This is a genomic window from Loktanella agnita (genome assembly GCF_046640325.1).
Classification (GTDB): domain Bacteria; phylum Pseudomonadota; class Alphaproteobacteria; order Rhodobacterales; family Rhodobacteraceae; genus Yoonia; species Yoonia agnita.
In genome coordinates, this window is sequence record NZ_JBJMBF010000008.1 from 169,597 (window position 1) to 190,100 (window position 20,504).

Annotated in this window: 24 protein-coding genes; 20 read left to right on the forward strand and 4 right to left on the reverse strand. The window is 58.7% G+C overall.

The window, feature by feature from the left end:
- The first annotated feature begins 26 nt into the window (after positions 1-26).
- From ACJ5NV_RS11300 to recO, 13 genes are all read left to right on the forward strand, one after another.
- Positions 27-2,159, forward strand: coding sequence for a RelA/SpoT family protein (locus tag ACJ5NV_RS11300; protein WP_411643784.1), 2,133 nt, complete (start codon positions 27-29; stop codon positions 2,157-2,159).
- A gap of 23 nt (positions 2,160-2,182) precedes the next feature.
- The gene (locus tag ACJ5NV_RS11305) at positions 2,183-2,860 is read left to right on the forward strand and encodes a DUF2062 domain-containing protein (protein ID WP_411643785.1); all 678 of its coding nucleotides are present in this window, start codon (positions 2,183-2,185) and stop codon (positions 2,858-2,860) included.
- A gap of 21 nt (positions 2,861-2,881) precedes the next feature.
- Positions 2,882-3,637, forward strand: a complete 756-nt coding sequence (locus ACJ5NV_RS11310; RefSeq protein ID WP_411643786.1) for a pyridoxine 5'-phosphate synthase — start codon at positions 2,882-2,884, stop codon at positions 3,635-3,637.
- Complete coding sequence (locus ACJ5NV_RS11315; RefSeq protein ID WP_411643787.1) at positions 3,634-4,260, forward strand: LysE family translocator; 627 nt, start codon at positions 3,634-3,636, stop codon at positions 4,258-4,260. Before ACJ5NV_RS11310 ends, ACJ5NV_RS11315 begins: the two co-directional genes overlap by 4 nt.
- Positions 4,257-4,739, forward strand: coding sequence for a nucleoside deaminase (locus ACJ5NV_RS11320; protein WP_411643788.1), 483 nt, complete (start codon positions 4,257-4,259; stop codon positions 4,737-4,739). Before ACJ5NV_RS11315 ends, ACJ5NV_RS11320 begins: the two co-directional genes overlap by 4 nt.
- A complete protein-coding gene (locus tag ACJ5NV_RS11325; protein ID WP_411643789.1) occupies positions 4,736-5,044 on the forward strand; it encodes a Dabb family protein in 309 nt (102 codons plus the stop codon). The genes ACJ5NV_RS11320 and ACJ5NV_RS11325 overlap by 4 nt, the downstream gene beginning before the upstream one ends.
- 15 nt (positions 5,045-5,059) lie before the next feature.
- Entirely contained in the window at positions 5,060-5,515 is a 456-nt protein-coding gene (locus tag ACJ5NV_RS11330) for a hypothetical protein (RefSeq protein WP_411643790.1), read from the forward strand.
- Positions 5,516-5,517: 2 nt separating this feature from the next.
- Complete coding sequence (gene acpS / locus ACJ5NV_RS11335) at positions 5,518-5,919, forward strand: holo-ACP synthase (protein WP_411643791.1); 402 nt, start codon at positions 5,518-5,520, stop codon at positions 5,917-5,919.
- A gap of 52 nt (positions 5,920-5,971) precedes the next feature.
- Entirely contained in the window at positions 5,972-6,808 is an 837-nt protein-coding gene (gene lepB, locus ACJ5NV_RS11340) for a signal peptidase I (RefSeq protein WP_411643792.1), read from the forward strand.
- Positions 6,805-7,485, forward strand: coding sequence for a ribonuclease III (gene rnc / locus ACJ5NV_RS11345; protein WP_411643793.1), 681 nt, complete (start codon positions 6,805-6,807; stop codon positions 7,483-7,485). Before lepB ends, rnc begins: the two co-directional genes overlap by 4 nt.
- Positions 7,482-8,399: a GTPase Era gene (era, locus tag ACJ5NV_RS11350; RefSeq protein WP_411643794.1), complete on the forward strand. Its 918-nt coding sequence runs from the start codon at positions 7,482-7,484 to the stop codon at positions 8,397-8,399. The genes rnc and era overlap by 4 nt, the downstream gene beginning before the upstream one ends.
- A 45-nt stretch (positions 8,400-8,444) precedes the next feature.
- Complete coding sequence (locus tag ACJ5NV_RS11355) at positions 8,445-8,771, forward strand: DUF1491 family protein (RefSeq protein ID WP_411643795.1); 327 nt, start codon at positions 8,445-8,447, stop codon at positions 8,769-8,771.
- A gap of 250 nt (positions 8,772-9,021) precedes the next feature.
- Positions 9,022-9,750 (forward strand): DNA repair protein RecO, encoded by a 729-nt coding sequence (recO, locus tag ACJ5NV_RS11360; RefSeq protein WP_411643796.1) that lies wholly within the window; start codon positions 9,022-9,024, stop codon positions 9,748-9,750.
- Here recO and ACJ5NV_RS11365 read toward each other — a convergent pair.
- Together ACJ5NV_RS11365 and ACJ5NV_RS11370 are read right to left on the reverse strand one after the other, a co-directional pair.
- Positions 9,747-10,772 carry an NAD-dependent epimerase/dehydratase family protein gene (locus ACJ5NV_RS11365; RefSeq protein ID WP_411643797.1) on the reverse strand — a complete coding sequence of 342 codons (1,026 nt, stop codon included), beginning with the start codon at positions 10,770-10,772 and terminating at the stop codon, positions 9,747-9,749. The genes recO and ACJ5NV_RS11365 overlap by 4 nt on opposite strands.
- 146 nt (positions 10,773-10,918) lie before the next feature.
- Positions 10,919-12,604 (reverse strand): acyl-CoA dehydrogenase family protein, encoded by a 1,686-nt coding sequence (locus ACJ5NV_RS11370; RefSeq protein WP_411643798.1) that lies wholly within the window; start codon positions 12,602-12,604, stop codon positions 10,919-10,921.
- Positions 12,605-12,752: 148 nt separating this feature from the next.
- On the opposite strand from ACJ5NV_RS11370, the gene ACJ5NV_RS11375 reads away from it, so the two are divergent.
- Positions 12,753-13,523 (forward strand): TSUP family transporter, encoded by a 771-nt coding sequence (locus ACJ5NV_RS11375; protein ID WP_411643799.1) that lies wholly within the window; start codon positions 12,753-12,755, stop codon positions 13,521-13,523.
- Here the strand turns inward: ACJ5NV_RS11375 and ACJ5NV_RS11380 are convergent.
- Together ACJ5NV_RS11380 and ACJ5NV_RS11385 are read right to left on the reverse strand one after the other, a co-directional pair.
- Positions 13,520-14,056, reverse strand: a complete 537-nt coding sequence (locus tag ACJ5NV_RS11380) for a DUF3859 domain-containing protein (RefSeq protein WP_411643800.1) — start codon at positions 14,054-14,056, stop codon at positions 13,520-13,522. The two genes, ACJ5NV_RS11375 and ACJ5NV_RS11380, sit on opposite strands and share 4 nt — an antisense overlap.
- 86 nt (positions 14,057-14,142) lie before the next feature.
- On the reverse strand, positions 14,143-15,741 hold the full coding sequence (locus ACJ5NV_RS11385) for a phosphoenolpyruvate carboxykinase (protein ID WP_411643801.1): 1,599 nt from the start codon (positions 15,739-15,741) through the stop codon (positions 14,143-14,145).
- A 296-nt stretch (positions 15,742-16,037) separates the two neighbouring features.
- On the opposite strand from ACJ5NV_RS11385, the gene ACJ5NV_RS11390 reads away from it, so the two are divergent.
- From ACJ5NV_RS11390 to ACJ5NV_RS11415, 6 genes are read left to right on the forward strand one after another with little or no spacing between them, the layout of a single operon-like run.
- Complete coding sequence (locus ACJ5NV_RS11390) at positions 16,038-16,739, forward strand: response regulator transcription factor (protein ID WP_411643802.1); 702 nt, start codon at positions 16,038-16,040, stop codon at positions 16,737-16,739.
- 10 nt (positions 16,740-16,749) lie between these two features.
- Complete coding sequence (locus ACJ5NV_RS11395; protein WP_411643803.1) at positions 16,750-18,486, forward strand: sensor N-terminal transmembrane domain-containing protein; 1,737 nt, start codon at positions 16,750-16,752, stop codon at positions 18,484-18,486.
- Between the two features lie 9 nt (positions 18,487-18,495).
- Positions 18,496-18,921, forward strand: coding sequence for an HPr kinase/phosphorylase (locus ACJ5NV_RS11400; RefSeq protein ID WP_411643804.1), 426 nt, complete (start codon positions 18,496-18,498; stop codon positions 18,919-18,921).
- The gene (gene rapZ, locus ACJ5NV_RS11405; RefSeq protein WP_411643805.1) at positions 18,918-19,838 is read left to right on the forward strand and encodes an RNase adapter RapZ; all 921 of its coding nucleotides are present in this window, start codon (positions 18,918-18,920) and stop codon (positions 19,836-19,838) included. The genes ACJ5NV_RS11400 and rapZ overlap by 4 nt, the downstream gene beginning before the upstream one ends.
- A complete protein-coding gene (locus ACJ5NV_RS11410; RefSeq protein ID WP_411643806.1) occupies positions 19,835-20,227 on the forward strand; it encodes a PTS sugar transporter subunit IIA in 393 nt (130 codons plus the stop codon). Before rapZ ends, ACJ5NV_RS11410 begins: the two co-directional genes overlap by 4 nt.
- Positions 20,228-20,497: an HPr family phosphocarrier protein gene (locus tag ACJ5NV_RS11415; RefSeq protein WP_411643807.1), complete on the forward strand. Its 270-nt coding sequence runs from the start codon at positions 20,228-20,230 to the stop codon at positions 20,495-20,497.
- Positions 20,498-20,504: the final 7 nt, after the last annotated feature.

A 20,504-nucleotide genomic window follows, 5' to 3' on the forward strand; every position in this document is an offset into this window, starting at 1 on the left:
CCAGCAGAGGACAAGCGCGGGACCAGATGACGACGCCTGATGATCTGATCGCGCTGGTCCGCTCTTACAACCCCCGTACAAACGAAGCATCGCTGCGTGATGCATTTGCCTTTGGTGATGAAATGCACGAAGGGCAATTTCGTCATTCAGGGGAGCCCTATTTCACGCATCCCGTTGCCGTCGCCAGCATACTGGCCGAACAGCAAATGGATGATGCGACGGTCATCACAGCACTGCTGCACGATACGATTGAGGATACCAAAGCCTCTTTCACAGACGTGGAAGAGCGGTTCGGACGCGAGATCGCCGATCTTGTCGATGGCGTCACCAAGCTGACCAACCTGCAGCTGACTTCGACCGAAACCAAGCAGGCCGAGAATTTTCGCAAACTGTTCATGGCCACATCGCGCGATCTGCGGGTAACGCTGGTCAAGCTGGCGGACCGTTTGCACAACATGCGTACAATCAAATCCATGCGTCCCGAAAAGCAGGCCCAGAAGGCCCGTGAGACGATGGATATCTTCGCCCCGCTGGCTGGCCGCATGGGCATGCAGTGGATGCGCGAGGAACTGGAAGATCTGTCTTTCCGCGTTCTCAACCCGGAAGGCCGCAATTCCATCATCCGTCGCTTCATCACGCTACAGCGGGAAACCGGCGACGTGGTGCAAAAGATCACGGCTGACATGCGGGTAGAGCTGGAAAAAGCAAACATTCAGGCCGATGTCGTCGGCCGCGCCAAAAAGCCCTATTCGATCTGGCGCAAGATGCAGGAAAAGGATCAGGGGTTCAGCCGCCTGTCCGATATCTATGGTTTCCGGATCATCACAGCGACAGAGGCAGATTGCTATCGCGTCTTGGGCGCGATCCACCAGCGCTGGCGCGCCGTGCCGGGGCGGTTTAAGGACTACATCAGCCAACCCAAAAGCAATGGTTACCGTTCAATCCATACCACTGTGTCCGGGCGCGATGGCAAACGGGTAGAGGTTCAGATCCGCACCCGCGAAATGCACGAGGTCGCCGAGACGGGCGTTGCCGCGCATTGGTCCTATAAGAACGGTGAACGGGTCGAAAACCGCTTTGCTGTGGACCCGGTGCATTGGATCGCCTCGCTGACGGAACGGTTCGACGACGATCAGGATCACGCAGAGTTCCTCGAAGCGGTGAAACTGGAAATGTACCAGGACCAGGTGTTCTGTTTCACGCCAAAGGGTGACGTGATCAAGCTGCCGCGCGGGGCGACACCGATTGATTTTGCCTATGCGATCCACACGCGGATCGGCGCGGCCTGCGTCGGGGCCAAGGTCGATGGGCTGCGTGTCCCACTTTGGACCCGGCTCAAGAATGGGCAATCGGTCGAGATCATCACGGCAGAGGGGCAGACGCCACAAGCCACCTGGATCGACATCGCGGTGACCGGCCGCGCTAAGACAGCAATCCGGCGGTCCCTGCGCGAAGAAGACCGGGAACGTTTCGTGCGGCTGGGGCGCGAACTGGCGCGCGTTGCCTTTGAAAACGTTGGTAAACGGTCAACGGATAAGGCGCTGAGGACAGCCGCAAAGGCACTGGGGATCGAAGCGGTGGACGAGCTTCTTGCGCTTCTGGGCAGCGCCGAGGTTACCGGGCGTGACGTTGTCCGCGCGATCTATCCCGAACTGGAAGAAAAACGCGGCGACGAAGTCGACCACCGGCGCGCGGTCGTCGGGCTGAGCCCCGATCAGGTACAACAGCGCGGCCCCTGCTGTCAGCCGGTCCCGGGGGAACGGATTCTGGGTATCACGTTCCGGGGGCAGGGCGTCGTGGTGCACGCGATTGATTGTCAGGCACTGGCCAATTACGAGGACCAACCAGAACGTTGGATCGACCTGCATTGGCAAGAAGGCAACCACGGCGCGGTCAACACCGTCACCCTCGACGCAACAATTGCAAATGATTCCGGCGTTTTGGGGCGCATTTGCACATTGATTGGCGAACAAGAGGCGAATATCTCTGACTTGAGATTCATTGATCGAAAACCAGATTACTTCAGGTTACTGATCAATGTTGATCTGCGGGACGCGGAGCATTTGCACCGCGTCATGACCGCGTTAGAAGCAGAAAGCAACGTGTCGTCGATTGCGCGGCACCGAGACCCGGAGCTGGCCAATCTTGCGCGCAGTTGACCGGGTGCGAAGGATGGTAGGTTTTGGTTTTCAAACGTAGGGATAGACGACCGATCTGGCGGATCGTTGTCGATTTTTTCTATCCCCGCGGTGGCTGGAGCCGCGCCGCCCAATACGTCAAACACCGCGTCCGGCGGTTGCCTGACACCCCTGAAAAGATCGCACGTGGGATTGCGGCGGGCGTTTTTACCACCTTCACCCCCTTCTACGGGCTGCATTTCGTTGTCGCTGCACTTTGTGCAAGCGCGTTGCGCGGCAATATTTTTGCCGCCCTGCTGGCGACCTTCTTTGGCAACCCGCTGACCTATATCCCCATTGGTGTTGCGTCGCTGGGCACCGGGCACTGGCTACTTGGGCACCCGTTCAACACCAACCTGTTCGGCATCGGTCGTGACGCGGATCCCGACTATTGCACGCTTGGCTGCCGCTTCGGCAACGCTTTTGCCGATATCCGCCATAATATCATGGCGATTTTCACCCCGGAAACGGCGGACTGGCGCGGCCTGTTCGATTTTTATTACGAGGTGTTCTACCCCTATCTCGTCGGCGGGGTCATCCCCGGAGTGATCTGTGGTACATTGGCCTATTACCTTTCGGTGCCGCTGATCAGCGCCTACCAAAACCGCCGCCGCAAAGCGTTGCGGGCAAAGCTTGACCAACTTACAAAAAAAGACCCTTCTGCCAACAATGGCGAGCATTAATCCGCAGGGGAAGGACAGCAGATGACGACAAAACTTCGGTTGGGTGTGAATATCGACCATGTGGCCACCGTGCGGAACGCGCGTGGCGGGGCCGTGCCTGACCCGGTCCGCGCCGCGATCATGGCCGAAGAGGCGGGCGCCGACGGCATCACCGCCCACCTGCGCGAAGACCGGCGGCATATTTCTGACACCGATATCGAAGGTCTGATGGAGGCGCTGAATGGTCCGCTGAATTTCGAAATGGCGGCGACGGCGGAAATGCAGCAAATCGCACTGCGCCACAAACCCCATGCGGTCTGTATTGTCCCGGAAAAACGCGAAGAACGCACCACCGAAGGCGGGCTTGAAGTCGCGCGCGAAGAAAACGCGCTGGCCCATTTCATCGCACCCCTGCGGGATGCAGGCTGTCGCGTGTCGATCTTCATCGCCGCCGATCAGCGCCAGATTGAGGCCGCCCACCGGATCGGGGCAGAGGTGATCGAACTGCACACGGGCGCATATTGTGACGCCCATGCCGAAGGCCGGTTTGAAGCCCGCGACGCAGAGTTGGCCAAACTGACAGAGATGGCCGCATTTGCTGACAATCTCGGGCTAGAGGTGCACGCAGGCCACGGGCTGACCTACGATTGCGTCAGCCCCATAGCCGCCCTGCCGCAGGTAGCCGAACTGAATATCGGCCATTTTCTGATTGGAGAAGCGATCTTTCGGGGGCTCACCCCTGCTATCACCAAAATGCGGCGGATCATGGATGTGGCCCGTGCCGGGGACGCGGCGTGAGCTGGTTTGAACTGACGGCTATCTGGCTTGCCTGGGTTCTCGCTGGCGCAAGCCCTGGTCCTGCTACACTTGGGATTGCCAGCACTTCTATGGCGTTGGGACGGCGCGCAGGGGTTCTCTATGCGCTGGGCATCCTGACGGGTGGGGCCGTCTGGGGCATTGCCGCAGCACTGGGTATGAGCGCTGCAATGCTGGCCAATGCCTGGGTGTTCACGATCCTGCGCTACGTCGGCGCGGCCTACCTGATGTATCTCGCGGCCAAATCCTTGCGTTCCGCGCTGTCGGATAAACCAAGGCTGACCGGCAGGGTACAAGTCGGTACAGCTTGGCGCATCTACACCAAGGGGGTCTTGGTACATTTGACCAACCCCAAGGCAGTGCTGAGCTGGGGGGCAATTTACGCCATTACGCTACCGCCACAGGCCAGCGGCGGTGACCTCGCCTTCATGTTCTGCTTTCTTTATTCCGGCGGCGCTTTCGTATTTATCAGCTACGCGTTTCTCTTCTCATCCGGGAAAATTGTGCAGGGCTATACCGGTCTGCGCCGCTGGTTCGAGGGTGCGTTTGCGCTGCTCTTTGGGGCGGCTGGATTGAAAATTCTGACAACGCGTATCGCTCCATGACGTTGCGCGCGCAATCAATCACTGAAACGGAACGTCGCGCCATGCGCGATGTCACCGATCACGCCTGTGCCCTGCATGATGCAGGCAAGGATATCGTTTTTACGGCTGTCATTGTCAAAGACGGCACAGTGATCGCCAAGGCGAAAAACGAGGTCGGAGAAACCAATGATGTCAGCCGTCATGCCGAAGTCGTGGCGATGGCCCAAGCAGCAGAGCAGAGCGGTACGCGCGATCTGTCAGGGGCCACGCTGATCGCCTCTTGCCAGCCCTGCGAAATGTGCCTGTCCGCCATGCGCTGGGCCGGGATCGACCGGGTGATCTTTGCCGCGCAGCAGGAAAACAGCGACAGCGCCTTTTTCCGGTTTCCGCAGCTGACAATCCGCGATTTTCATGCCGCTTGTGACGGGGCGTTTGACTGGTATGGCGGGCTGTATGAAGAGCGGGTCGCGCATATCTACGCACCCGGTGCGGCGGAATGATCAGCCATGTGGTGATGCTCGGCCTCAGCGGCGATTATGACGGCGATGCTCTGGCACAGATCATGACCGAACTGGGCAAACTGGTTGGCGTGATCCCCGGTTTTGCACGTTTTGATCACGGACCAAATCGGGATTTCGAAGGGAAATCACCCGGTTTCCCTTATGGGTTCATCTGCCAGTTCAGCAACGCAACAGCACTATCCACATATGCAACCGATCCCCGCCACCAATCACTGGGTGCCCGTCTTGTGACGCTCTGCGGTGGTGACGCTGATAATATCTTGGTCTATGACATCGAAAACTGACCCAAGGACAAACGTATGAAAAAGCTGCTCTTTCTCCTTCCGCTTTTGGCCGCCACATCCGTGATTGCCCAAGATGTTCAGGACTGCGACGGGTGGGATTCGGCCCGCAACATCGCAGAACCGTGGGAAGAGAATACCCAGACCTTTTCCAATGGCGATGTGCGATTAGCTGTGCTCGATATGGCTGAACCCGCGGCCGGGCCGCTATATATGATGGTGCTTAGCCCGCCATTTGATGAACAAGGGCAGCCGCAGTGCAAAGTGATCTCGCGGGGGGAGGGCGTCGGTTGGGTGCAGATGGTGTTCGCCGACTTGCGGGCAGGTTATGATCCGGCGACAGGACTGACTGTGACGGTGCCTGGGCTGCTTTATGATCCTGAGTTTGAATTTTCCAACGCGGTCGAACTTTCCATTACCGTGAATCAGGCTACCGGCGCGATCAGCGCGCATGAGGCGGTCGGGCGGCACTAGAGATGATCCTTGGCGTCGGCACCGATCTTGCAAATATCGACCGGATTGCGGGCACGCTGGAACGGTTTGGCGACCGCTTCCGCAACCGGGTGTTTACAGAGATCGAGCAAAGCAAGGCGGAGCGGCGCAAAGACGTGGCCGGCACCTATGCGAAACGCTGGGCCGCGAAAGAGGCTTGTTCCAAGGCGCTGGGAACGGGGCTGGCTATGGGGATTGCCTGGAAAGATATGTCGGTCACCAATCTGCGTAGCGGTCAGCCTGTCATGCATGTGACCGGCTGGGCCAAGGATCGGCTTGATGCCATGACGCCACCCGGCCACGAAGCCATCATTCACGTCACCCTGACCGACGATCACCCATGGGCGCAGGCCTTTGTGGTGATCGAGGCGCGGCCCATCGCTTGACAGGGCAGGCGCGCGCGATCATGTAGCTCCAAACCAGATGAAGGATCAGGGAATGGCCGAAAAAACAGGCGTCGTCCACGGGCTGTTAGAAACCGTAAAAACAGTTTTCTGGGCGTTGGTCATTGCCGGTATCTTTCGCACGGTGTTTTTCCAGCCATTCTGGATTCCGTCAGGTTCTATGAAAGATACACTGCTGATCGGCGATTTCCTTTTCGTCAACAAAATGGCCTATGGCTATTCCTACGCGTCTTGCCCTTCTGTCCGGATGCCCCCGATCGGGCTGGATCTGGGGGCTGATGATTTCTGTAGCTTTGCCGAGGATTACGACGACCGTCTGTTCGGGTCAGAACCAGAGCGGGGCGACATTGTTGTCTTTCGCCATCCGGTCACGGGTCTGGATTTCATCAAACGGTTGATCGGGATGCCCGGCGACCGGATCCAGATGAAAGAGGGGCGGCTTTATATCAACGATACCCCTGTGCAGACCGAAGATGGGGGCACCTTCACCGAAACGATGGCGCCGCAGGGGCCGATGGCCTCGCGCCCGTCTTGCTCCAACGGTCCGATAGGTGATGGCGCAACATGTGAAAAACAGCGTCTGATCGAAACCCTGCCGAATGGTGTCAGCTACGCGACCCTTGATATCGGATCGCGCCCGCAGGACAATACCGGCGTGTTCACCGTGCCAGAGGATCATTTCTTTTTCATGGGCGACAATCGCGACAATTCCACCGACAGCCGCTTTTCACAAATCCGCGGCGGTGTCGGCTTTGTCGAACGCAAGGATATCGTAGGGCGGGCCGACAGGGTCATGTTCTCCTCTGCTGGCCGGTCGATGTTTGCTTTCTGGACGTGGCGCAGCGACCGTTTCTTCAAGGCACTGGATTGAAACTCTCGGCGGATCTCTCGGCCTTTTGCGGGCGGCTCGGTTATAAATTCAGCAAGCCGGAGTATCTGGTGCGCGCTGTCACCCATTCCTCGATGGTCAGCCCACACCGGGATGACAATCAACGGCTCGAGTTTCTGGGCGACCGGGTGCTGGGGCTAGTAATGGCTGATGCATTGCTTCGCGCTGATCCCAACGCGGCCGAAGGGCTGCTTGCGCCACGCTTCAACGCGTTGGTGCGGCGCGAAACCTGCGCCGATGTGGCCCGACAGATTGATCTGGGTGCGGTGCTGAAGCTTGGCAGGTCCGAGATGAAATCCGGCGGTCGCCGCAAAGAGGCCCTGCTCGCCGACGCGATGGAGGCCGTGATCGCAGCCATCTATCTCGACGGCGGGTTCGCGGCGGCACAGAACGCCGTGCTGCGTCTTTGGGGGGACCGTATCCACAACGTGGCCGACGATGCCCGCGACGCCAAGACCGCCTTGCAAGAATGGGCGCAGGCACGGGGTGAGGTGCCACCGCAGTATACAGAAATCGGGCGCACAGGCCCCGATCATCAGCCCATTTTCACCATCGAGGTGCAACTGGCCTCTGGCCCCGTCGAACAGGCGTCCGCCGGGTCCAAACGGCAGGCCGAACAGGCCGCAGCCACAGCGCTGCTCAAAAAGGTAAGCCAATGAACGCGCCCAGTACCAAAGCCGGATTTGTCGCCCTGATCGGCGAACCAAATGCCGGAAAATCCACGCTGTTAAACCGTATGGTCGGTGCCAAAGTGTCGATTGTGACACATAAGGTGCAGACCACACGCGCCCGGATCAGGGGCGTGGCCATGGCCGAAAACGCGCAGTTGATCTTTGTCGACACACCCGGCCTGTTCAAACCGCGCCGTAGATTGGATCGGGCGATGGTCGCCGCCGCATGGGGCGGGGCTGCAGATGCTGATGTGGTTGTCCTGATGATCGAGGCGCATCGCGGCATGACCGATGGGGTCAAGGCGATCATCGAAACACTGTCGGAACGTGCGGGCAGCAGCCCGGTCGCGCTTGCAATCAACAAGATCGACAAGGTGAAGTCCGAGGTGCTGTTGGCGCTGACCAAGGACATGAACGACGCTTATCCGTTCGCCGAGACCTTTTTGATCTCTGCCGAACGGGGCCACGGCTGCGACACTCTGCGCGACTGGCTGGCGACCCAAGTGCCCGAAGGCCCATATCTTTATCCCGAAGATCAGATCGCCGATCTGCCGATGCGCATGATCGCGGCTGAAATGACCCGTGAAAAGCTGACCCTGCGCCTGCATCAGGAACTGCCCTATGAATTGACGGTGGAAACCGAAAACTGGGAAGAACGCCCCGATGGCACCGCCCGCATAGATCAGCTGATCTATGTGGCACGCGACGGGCACAAGGGGATCGTGCTGGGCAAAGGCGGCGAGACGATCAAAGCGGTCAGCAAAGCCGCCCGGCTGGAGCTGGAAGAATTCCTTGGTCGCCGCGTGCATTTGTTCATGCAGGTCAAGGTACGGCCCAACTGGCTGGAAGAGTCAGAGCGCTATTCCGAAATGGGGCTCGATTTCAAAGATGGTAACACCTGAATCAACGCCAAGAGGTCCCGGATCACGTCCGGGACACCGCCCCGCATGCGGCTGACGGCAGATATCTGGGTATCTGCCTATCTGACCCGGCTGCGTTTGGCTGATATCCCTGCCTTTGTGGTCAGCCGGGGCGACGCCACCGCCGGGGCCGTGCTGGTCAAGCTGAATACGCTGGATGGAAACGCTTGCTGTTACCAGCGCAGTTTTGACCTGATGACCGGAGAGCGGCAGTGGATGGTCCTGAGCGAAGGGAAAGAGGCATCGGTCGATGCCTCGATCACTAGACAGCGCAGCTTTGACACCGATCTTTGGGTGATCGAGGTTGAAGACCGGCAGGGGCGCCATCTGCTGAACGAACCGGGGCTTGACTAAACGTCACCTTCGAAAATCGGTGTTTTTGGACTCGTTGGTAACGCTTTGTTAATACTTACTTTGCACGCTGATAAATAGTATCCGGCAGCTATATCGTCGGAAGGTAGCGAGTGGTAACGGTGTTGGGCAAAATGGCCGCAACGGGCCGTTTTGCCCGTACATCCCCAATCGTCGTACCGCTGATTGTCCCGATACCCTTGCAATTCCCGCTCACCACTGCATCAAGTTGCCCCATGTGTGGAGGATCGCAGTGATCGAATGGCGTGATGATGCCGCGTTGCTGGCAACGCGCCCCTTTGGCGAAACCTCGGTCATTATCGAGGTGTTCAGCGCGACCCATGGCCGTCATGCGGGTGTCGTCCGTGGCGGGACCAGCCGCAAGGTCGCGCCTGTCCTGCAACCCGGCGCCCAGCTTTCGGTCACATGGAAGGCGCGGCTAGAAAGCCATTTAGGGTCTTTCGCCGTAGAACCCGTGCGCAGTCGCGCGGCGGTGGCGATGGGGGATCGGCTGGCGCTTGCAGGTCTGAACGCGGTCTGCGCTTTACTGGCCCATGTGCTTCCGGAACGCGAAGGGCACCCTGCGCTTTATGACCGCACTATCGCGCTGCTCGACCTTTTGGGGCAATCCGACGTATGGCCACTGGCCTATCTGAGGTGGGAACAGGCCTTGCTGGATGAAATGGGGTTCGGTCTGGACCTGTCCGCCTGCGCAGTGCGCGGCGTAAACGAAGAGCTGATCTATGTCTCGCCCAGGTCGGGGCGCGCAGTTAGTCGGCAGGCGGCGGGCGAATGGGCCAACCGGATGCTGCCGCTGCCGCCTGTGCTTGCCGGGAAAGGCGATGCGGAGAACAGCGAAATTGTCACCGCATTGGGCACAACAGGGCATTTTATTGAAAACCGACTGATCCACAGCCTTGGTGATCGGCCTATGCCACCTGCACGGGCACGCTTGATCGAAACTATCGCGCGGGCCGGTTAAACGATCTTCTGTTCAATCAGATAGTTGGCCGTGGTCACCACACTTTTCGGGGTTTGCCGCATACCGCGCCCAAGCGTTTTCATCGCACGGCTGTTATCCATCTTTTCATGCCGCCCGAGGATCGGCACGATGGATCGGATCGCCGGATCGAACAGCCCCAGAAACCGTATGATGAAATTCGGCGCGACACGGGTGACCGTGCGACGATTGGGGTGGGCCGCCTTGATCGCCTTGGCGATATCCTCAAACCACATGAACCGATCAACGGTCATGATGCGCTGCCCATGGGTTTCGGGCTTGTCGATGACAACCACATGCATCTCCGCGACGTCTTGCACATCAACAGCGGTAAACCCAATGCGGGGCAACATCGGGTCCTTCGCGCGCAGGATACGTTGGACGACGTCCACCGACGTACCAAACTGCTTGTCCAGCGGTGCGCCCACGACAAAGCCGGGGTTGATCATGGTCAGTTTGATGTCTGTGGCCTCGTCGCGCACGTAATCCCAGGCCGCCAGCTCTGCCAGCGTCTTTGACTTGGTGTAGGCGGTGATGTCCGTCGAATCCGGATCGGTCCAATTGGTTTCATCATAGGACACATCGCCTTGCGGCAATGGCGCGCCGGTGATCGCAGCGGTCGAGGACGTCATCACTACCCGTGTGACACCCACAGCCTTTGCCGCACGCAGGGCACGCAACGCACCTTCAACCGCCGGGCGGATCAGCGCATCTTCGTCTTTAGGTTGGGTCATAGGAAAGGGAGAGGCCGTATGCATCAGCACATCAACACCTTCCATGGCCGTCTCCCAGCCATCATCGCGGGTCAGGTCCAGCGCAACAAATGTCAGCCGCGCATCCAGATTGGCATCATCGTCCAGATGCGGGCGCACAGCGGCCGTCACCTCGGCCTCGCGTGCAAGATCGCGGACCGTCCCCCGCACATGAAATCCCGCATTCAGTAAATACACCGCAATATGCTTTGCGATGTAACCGGATGCACCGGTCAGCAATACAGTCCGCACGTGAACCCCCCCCAGGTATCGTTTCAAGCTGATTTGTCGCGTATCAACTTTCACTTGATAACGCAGGCATCAGGGAACGCGTAAGCACCGATGGGCGATATCGCGACAGGCGCGCCGATGTGTTGCAGAATTGTTTGGCGCAGGTGTCAGCCCAGCAGGCGGCGTGCGATGACCTGCGCTTGGATTTCGGCAGCCCCTTCAAAGATGTTCAGAATGCGGGCATCGCAGAGAATCCGGCTGATTTTATATTCCAAGGCAAAGCCATTGCCGCCGTGAATTTGCAGCGCGTTATCGGCACAGGCCCAGGCCACCCGCGCGCCCAAAAGCTTGGCCATCCCTGCCTCCAGATCGCAGCGGCGGTCATTGTCTTTTTCGCTGGCGCTGAAATAGGTCAACTGCCGGGCGACCATGATTTCCACTGCCATCATCGCCAGCTTGCCTGCAACGCGGGGGAAATTGATCAGCGCCTTGCCAAATTGCTTGCGGTCTTGGGCATATTGCATCCCCTCATCCAGCGCCGATTGGGCCACGCCGATGGCACGGGCGGCGGTCTGAATGCGGGCGGATTCGAAGGTTTGCATCAACTGCTTGAACCCCTTGCCGGTTTCGCCGCCGAGCAGGCTTTCACCCGTCACCTTGAACCCATCAAATGCCAGCTCGTATTCCTTCATGCCGCGATAGCCCAGCACTTCGATCTCACCGCCGGTCATGCCGGGGGTGGGGAAGGGATCAGCATCTGTGCCGGGGGTCTTTTCCGCCAGAAACATCGACAGCCCGCGATAATCGCTGGTGTCGGGATCCGTGCGCGCAAGCAATGTCATCACTTGGGTCCGGGCCGCATGGGTGATCCATGTCTTATTACCGGTAATCTCCCAATCATCGCCGGTCTTGACTGCGCGGGTGCGCAGCGACCCAAGGTCAGACCCGGTATTGGGTTCGGTGAACACCGCCGTCGGCAGGATTTCGGCGCTGGCGATGCCCGGCAGCCAATGCTGTTTCTGCGCTTCGGTGCCGCCACACAGGATCAGCTCTGCCGCGATTTCGGACCGGGTGCCCAGCGACCCGACGCCGATATATCCGCGCGAAAGTTCCTCGGACACGACGCACATCGACGCCTTGGACAGGCCAAAACCACCGTATTCTTCGGGGATGGTCAGGCCGAACACACCCATCTCGGCCATCTCACTGACAATCTCCATCGGGATCAGCTCATCCTTCAGGTGCCAGTCATGGGCATGGGGGGCGACCTTTTCCATGCTGAAGCGGCGGAACTGTTCGCGGATCATCTCCAGCTCGTCATCCAGACCGGATGCGCCGACCGTCGCATTGGCGGATTGATCCTGCATCAGCACCACCAACCGGGCGCGGGCCGGCTGCGTGTTGCCTTGTTGGGTCAGCGTCATCACCGCAGGGTGCATCAGGGCGCGCATATCCTCCTGGGTCAGGCCTATATCCTGCAACCGCACGATTTCGCCCTGGTTCATCTGGATGCCACCGTAAATCTGCCAAAGGTATTCGCCGAACGCGATTTGATGGATCAGCTGTTCCACCTCACCGAACCGGCCATCCGCCTGCAAGCGCTCCGCCCAATGCTGCATCTGGTTCAGGGCCTGCACATAGGTGGCAAGCCATGCAAAGCCATGCGCAGCAGTCTGGTGTTCCTCGATCAGGCGGGCAGAGACGCGGTCGCCCTCGGTGGTCAGGGCGTGCAGGGCAGCAGTGGCGCGGGACAGAATGTCATCCACGGCAGGCAGGGCCTGCGCCGTCAGGGCGGTCAAATCCGGCAGTACCGGGCTGGCTGTCGGGGTCATGTCTTGTCCATCATGCGGCATTGGGTGGCTCCCTTCGATGTGCAGGTGCAGAGATAATCGCTTTGCAGTCGCAGCGCAATAATAATTCACAATATGCTGCAGAAGAGAACAAAAATATCGCGGTGAATTTCGTTGTGTTATCCGGATTTGCAAATGCGTAAGAAAACGCATGAACGATTTTTTCACACTGCTATCCCCCGCACTCTTTGCTTTTGCCTTTGCCGTCACGCTACTGGGTGGCTTTGTAAAAGGGGCCGTGGGCTTTGCCATGCCGCTGGTGATGATTTCCGGCATGGGCATCCTGATAGAGCCAGAGCTGGTGGTCGCCGGGATCATCCTGCCGATCCTTGTCAGTAACGGGCTACAGGTCGCACGCGCCGGGCTGGGCAAGGCACGCGACGCTGTGAGCGAACACTGGCGTTATATTACGCTGGTCTGCGTGATGATCATGATCTCTGCCCAGTTTTTGCGCAGCATCCCCACTGACACAATGTTCGTGGTGCTGGGGGTGCCTGTGGTGGTGCTTTGCGCGGTGCAGCTTGCAGGCTGGCGGCCACGGATCGGCCCTGCAATGCGACGCCCCTTTGAAATCGGGGCCGGGCTGTTATCGGGCACCCTGGGTGGGCTGGCCGGGACATGGGGGCCGCCGACGGTGCTGTATCTTCTGGCGCTGAACACACCGCGCGACCGGCAGATGGCGATACAGGGGGTAATCTACGGGCTGGGGTCCGTCATGCTGTTTCTGGGGCATCTTCGCTCTGGCGTGCTGAACGGTCAGACCTTGCCGCTCTCCATGGCGCTGCTGGCACCTGCACTGCTGGGCATGTGGCTGGGGTTTAAACTGGGCGACCGGTTCGATCAGGACCGTTTTCGGCGGGTGACGCTTTGGGTGCTGGTCATTGCCGGGGTCAACCTGATCCGACGCGGGATGATGGGTTAGGACAGTAGATCCAGATAACCGCAGACCGCTGCCAGTTCGGGCACCAACGCGGGGGGCAATACGTCAAAGCTGACCTTATACAGCACATCGCTCCCTCGCATTGCGGCCATCTCCCATGTCCCGGGCACCAGTTCATAAGCGTAATCGAACTGGTAGAATGTCAGCGACGGATCAAGGCCGCCAATACTGCTGGCAAAACTTTGCAGCTCTACCGCCGCATCGCCCATCGGGGGGTGGGTGACGATCACCGTCACCTCGCCCAGCCCATCCGGCTGCGCGGCAAGCGTTTTTACCCCAAAGCCGATACCCAGCACCGCAGGCACCCGGCGGGAATGCGACACAAAAGGCGGGTTGATGTCGATGATATGTGTCTCACCCGCCAGCGTATTGGGGGCAGGGGCTGTGCCGACCGCGTCTGGCGCGCAAATCACCCCGGCTTCAATACTGGCAATCGGATCAGTTTTTTGCGGGGTTTCGGCAAGGGCGGGGCCCGCACATGCGGCAATAACGAAGGCGGCGATGATATGTCTCATGCTGATCATCATAACCGATCCGGCCCATCCGTCGAGATGCGTCAGATGCCAAGTCGTAAGGTGGGTCAAGACCCACCTTACGTGTCTCAACCAATCACGGCGGCCTTGACGTCGTCATCAATGAACGGGACGTATTTCTCGAAATTGTCGCTGAACATCGTCACCAGCTTTTGCGCCTGCGCGTCATATGCTGCCTTGTCCGCCCACGTATCACGCGGATCAAGCAGCCCGTTATCGACCCCATCGACCGCGACAGGTACTTCGAACCCGAAATGGGGATCCTTGCGGAACGTGCTTTCGATCAACGTGCCGTCCAGCGCAGCGGCCAACAAGGCGCGGGTGGCCTTGATCGGCATGCGGGACCCGGTACCATAGGCACCCCCGGTCCAGCCGGTATTCACCAGCCAGCAGGTTGCACCATGGCTGGCGATCTTGCTGCGCAGCAGGTTGCCGTAAATCTCTGGGCGGCGGGGCATGAAGGGCGCACCGAAACAGGTGCTGAATGTCGGCTCTGGCTCTGTCACGCCCCGTTCGGTGCCAGCCACTTTTGACGTGAAGCCGGATAAAAAGTGATACATTGCCTGCGCCGGGGTCAGTCGCGCAATCGGCGGCAGCACGCCAAACGCATCGCATGTCAGCATAATGATATTCTTGGGATGGCCGCCAAGCGCTGTCTCCGACGCGTTCGAGATATAATTCAGCGGATAGGCGCAGCGCATGTTGGCGGTCAGGCTGTCATCCTCGAAATCCAGCTCCAGCGTATCGGGATCGAACACCATATTCTCGATCACCGTATGCGGCATGGCGCAGGTGGCGTAGATATCGGGCTCTGCCTCAGCATCCAACCCGATGGTTTTGGCATAACAACCACCTTCGAAATTGAACGTGCCGCGATCGGACCAGCCATGTTCATCATCGCCGATCAGCACCCGGCCCGGATCGGCGGACAGTGTTGTCTTGCCGGTGCCGGACAGACCAAAGAACACAGCCGTATCGACCGGATTGCGCGGCGCATGATTGGCCGAGCAATGCATCGGCATGATGCCTTTTTCGGGCAGCAGGTAGTTCAGCAAGGTGAACACAGATTTCTTGTTCTCGCCCGCATATTCGGTCCCGCCAATCAGGATCAGCTTCTTCTCAAAATTCAGCGCAATCACCGTATCCGACCGGCAGCCATGTTTGGCCGGATCGGCCTTGAAGGATGGGCAGTTGATGATCGTGAAATCAGGGACAAAGCTTTCCAGCGCGGATGTGTCCGGGCGGCGCAGCATGTGCCGGATGAAGAGCCCATGCCAATGCAGCTCTGTCACCACGCGCACATCCAGCCGATGCGCCGGATCGGCCCCGCCGAACAGATCCTGTACCTCGTAGCTGCCGCCCTTCATATGGGCCAGCATATCCGCATGCAGCACGTCGAATTTTGCGGGCTCCATTGGCGGGTTATTTTCCCACCAGATCGTGTCTTCCACATCGGCAGTGCGGACCACAAATTTGTCTTTCGGCGACCGGCCCGTATGCTTGCCGGTTGTGACCAGCAACGTACCGCCTTTGCCTGTCACACCTTCACCGGCGGACACTGCGGCGGCGTGTAATTCGGCTTCAGAGCGGTTGTAATATGTAAAACCCAGCCCTGTGATGCCTTGATCCTCAAGTTTCATCTTTGGGTTGACCATACCTTGGTCCATGGGTTCGCTCCTTTTATGTCTGGCCGGAATGGCATGCGCTACAATCCATTAACACCAAGAATTATTGGGGGGATAGCCCGCGAAACAACAGTTAGCGCAACCATTTCCATGTTAGCGCAACCACCTTATGCGTGTTGTCAGGACAACTGCAGGAATATCCGGACTGGGGTATTCCCGCTCAAACTATGGCATAGGTGTGGCAACTGCCAGTTTGGGATTGATTCGTCTGAACAAAAGGATGAAAACTGCCGTGGCAAGCCACTCACAACTGAAACACCCATTGGGGGAGAACGCCCATGTCCAGAATTGCGTTGGTCGACGATGACAGGAACATCCTTACTTCGGTGTCCATGACGCTCGAGGCAGAGGGCTTCGAAGTTGAAACGTATAACGACGGACAGTCGGCGTTAGAGGCATTTAACAAACGCATGCCCGACATGGCTGTGCTCGATATCAAGATGCCCCGTATGGACGGGATGGATCTCTTGCAACGGTTGCGTCAAAAGACCTCCATGCCGGTTATTTTCCTTACCTCCAAAGACGATGAGATTGATGAGGTTCTGGGCCTGCGCATGGGCGCTGACGATTACGTCAAAAAACCCTTCTCGCAACGGCTTCTGGTAGAACGTATTCGCGCGCTTCTGCGGCGCCAAGACGTGATCGCGGGCGAAGAAGTCGAAGAAACCGAAGAGACCAAAGTCATGGTACGGGGCGAGCTGGTCATGGACCCGCTGCGCCACGCCGTAAAATGGAAAGGCAAGGATGTGTCGCTGACCGTGACAGAATTCCTGCTGCTACAGGCCTTGGCCCAGCGTCCGGGCTTTGTGAAAAGCCGTGATCAATTGATGGATGTCGCCTATGATGACCAAGTCTACGTGGATGACCGTACCATCGACAGTCATATCAAACGGCTGCGCAAAAAAATGCGCAACACGGATGGCGAATTTTCCGCGATCGAAACACTTTACGGCATAGGCTACCGCTACAACGAGGAGTGATCGCCACAACATGACTGGCGCGCCAAAGATCGATGTGCGGGACCTGCAATCGGTCCGCGCCGCCGCACGCTCTCCCGATCTTCTGCTCGGGGACGACTGGCTGGTGCCCGGCGTGGGCGACAAATATCACGGCTACGAAGACGCGCCGCGACGCGGTCTCTTCTCGCTGCGCGGCTCTCCGATTGCACGCAAGATCATCACTTTCAACCTGATCGCCATGATCCTGCTGATCGCAGGCGTGCTCTATCTTAGCCCGTCGCGGGACAATCTGGCTTATCAGCGTGCTCGAGGCCTGCTGAACGAGGCGCAGCTGATTGCGGATGTGTTCGAAGCGCAACTCCCAAACCAGGTCCCGGTCAGCCTTGCGACAGCGGACGGGATTGATCCCACCGCAACCTTGGCTGGCCTAAATTTGCGCGGCGGGGTAGAAGTATCGGTCTTCGCGCCTGATGCCAAACTGCTTGCGCAAGCCACCGGAACACTCAGCGTCGAACAAATGTCAGAGTTCGAATTGCAGACCGGCGGCACCTTCATGACCGATTTTCTGGGATTGGTTTGGGGCGGTTTTCTCGGCCTTTTGTCGTTCGACGGTGAGGGCATGACCGTAGAGGAACAGCGCATCGCCCTGTCCAAGGAATTTGTGCGCAATGCTATCGAAAACGGGACCCGGCTTGAGGCATCGACCATTGGCGGCACCACCAGTTTTATCGTCACAACCCCGATCTTGCACAACGAGCTGCCTGTGGGGGTGATCGCCGTCACCACAGCCGCGGGTGAGGTGGACGGCCTTGTGCGGCGCGAACGCGAACAGGTGCTACGCCTGTTTCTGGTGGGGATGCTGGTCAGTATCGGCCTGAGCCTTGTGCTGGCTTCGACCATCGCAAACCCGCTGGCTGATCTGGCGGCGGCTGCTGAAATCAGCCAAAGCAAGAACGCCCGCAAAATGTCGCCCGTCAAGGTGCGTATCCCCGATCTGACCGCCCGCCCGGATGAAATCGGGCGGCTATCCGGCGCGCTTCGGTCCATGGTGTCAGCGCTTTATGAACGGATTGAGGGGAACGAACAATTTGCCGCCGATGTGGCCCATGAAATCAAGAACCCGCTCGCCTCGCTCCGCTCTGCTGTGGGCACAATGCGCGTGGCCAAACGAGAGGATCAGCGCGAAAAGCTGCTTGAGGTCATTGAACATGACGTGAAACGGCTCGACCGTCTGGTCAGCGATATCTCCAACGCCTCTCGGCTCGACAGTGAGCTGGTCAAAGATGACGAGGAATCCTTCGATCTGTTGCGCATGCTCGACAATATCATCGAATTTCTGGGCAAAGACGCGACCAGCAAGGGGATCGATTTCTTTGCCGATATGCCGGAAGAGCCGATCACCGTATTGGGGTTGGAGGGACGGCTTGCACAGGTTTTCGTTAATCTGATCAGCAACGCGATTTCCTTCTGCGAAGACGGGGATGCAATCCGGGTCTGGGCGCGCAAACGGCAAAACCGGGTGCTGGTGGTGGTCGAAGACACCGGGCCGGGCATTCCCAATGATTCGCTTAGCAAGATTTTCCAGCGGTTTTATTCCGAACGGCCCGAAGGTCAGTTTGGGAATAACTCCGGCTTGGGGCTCGCCATATCCAAACAAATCATAGAGGCGCATGGCGGCGTGATCTGGGCCGAAAACATTCGGCCCACCGATGCTGATGTCACCTCTGAACCGCTGGGCGCCCGCTTTGTCGTGGGCCTGCCTGTTTAGGATTGTCCGATGTCAGATCAGCAAACCGTTCATGCGACCTGTGTCGCCTGGGACGGGCAGGGGGTTCTGATCAACGGGCGGGCCGGGCAGGGTAAATCCGCACTCGCACTGCAATTGATGGCACTGGGCTTTATGCTGGTCGCTGATGATCGTGTCCGGCTTGAACGCCGGGATGATGCGGTCATCGCCTCTTGCCCCACGACCATCGCCGGCCTGATCGAGGCGCGGGGCATTGGCATACTCAACGCCGCACACGCCGTGCAGGCCACACTGTCCCTTGTCGTGGATTTGAATGAAACAGAACACGAACGGCTGCCGAAACGTGGCAAGGTCACGCTATTGGGATGTGAAATCGCCTTGATTCGCGCCATTCACGGTCCACATTTTGCCGCGGCGATCCTGCAAATAGTCAAAGCAGGCTGGAGCGACCGATGAACAACGCCACACGTAACCCCGATCAGATACCCCCGACGATTGTACTCGTCACCGGGCCGTCAGGGGCTGGCCGATCCACAGCGATCAACGCGCTCGAAGATCTGGGATACGAGATCATTGATAACCTGCCATTGTCACTTTTGCCGCGACTTCTTGACGGGCCACCGCCCAGTCGACCGCTTGCGCTGGGGCTGGACGTGCGCAACCGGGATTTCGGCACCAACGCCCTGATCGAAACGATTGACCAGCTTGCCGGGCGCACCGACCAGCACGCGCAGGTGCTCTATCTTGACGCGGAAGAGGCCGCATTGGTCCGACGCTATTCCGAAACCCGACGCAGGCACCCGCTGGCACCTGCCGGATCACCCATGGCGGGGATCGCACGGGAAAGGGAACTACTGGTGCCAATCAGGGCGCGGGCGGATGTGCTGATCGACACAACCGACCTGTCCCCGCATGATCTGAAGGCAGAAATTGAACAATGGTTCGGCACAGCCGAGGGGCGGCAGCTTGGGGTCACAATCCATTCGTTTTCCTACAAACGCGGGCTGCCACGGGGGATGGATATCGTCATGGATTGCCGGTTCCTGCGCAATCCCCATTGGGTGGAAGAGCTGCGCAGCCTCGACGGGCGCGATGCGGCGGTCGCGGCGTATGTGTCAGAGGATCCGCGCTTTAACCCCTTCTTTGAAAGAATAAAATCGCTGGCCGATCTGTTGCTTCCGGCTCATCAGGACGAAGGCAAAGCGCATCTTTCGATTGGCTTTGGGTGTACCGGCGGGCAACACAGGTCTGTTTGTGTGGCAGAAAGACTTGCTTCTGCACTTGCGCAAGATGGGTGGCCTGTGTCTAAACGACATCGTGAAATGGAACGGCATGATCTTCACGTGCCGCGTAGCAAGGAACAACCGGATTGATCGGGATTGTCATCGTGGCACATGGGCGATTGGCGCAGGAATACCTTGCTGCGGTCGAACATGTTGTGGGCGTGCAACCGGGCATGAAAAGCATCGCCATCGGGCCAGAGGATGACCGCGCAGCCAAGCAGAATGAAATCTGCGATGCGGCTGATGCGGTGGACATCGGGGACGGCGTTGTGATCGTCACGGATATGTTCGGCGGCTCCCCCTCTAACCTGTCTTTGCGGGCGTGTAGCCCTGAAAATCGGCGAATTCTTTATGGAGCAAACCTGCCCATGCTGATCAAGCTGGCCAAATCGCGGCAGCGCAGCGTGCCAGAGGCGGTTGACGCAGCCATCGCTGCCGCGCACAAATATATCAACAGCCACAGCGGCGGGACTGCCTGAATGAATACCTGCCGATTGAAGATCGAGAACATCAAAGGCCTGCACGCGCGCGCATCCGCAAAACTGGTCGAAGTGGTCGAAAAATACGATGCCGAAGCCACCGTCAGCAAGGACGGCGAAACCGCCAGCGGCGACAGTATTATGGGGCTTTTAATGTTGGCAGCTTCCATCGGAACCTATATTGACGTCGAAACACGTGGGCCAGAGGCTGAAGCGCTGGAACAGGCGATCAAGGACCTCGTGGCTGACAAGTTCGGTGAAGGCGATTAGCGGTTTT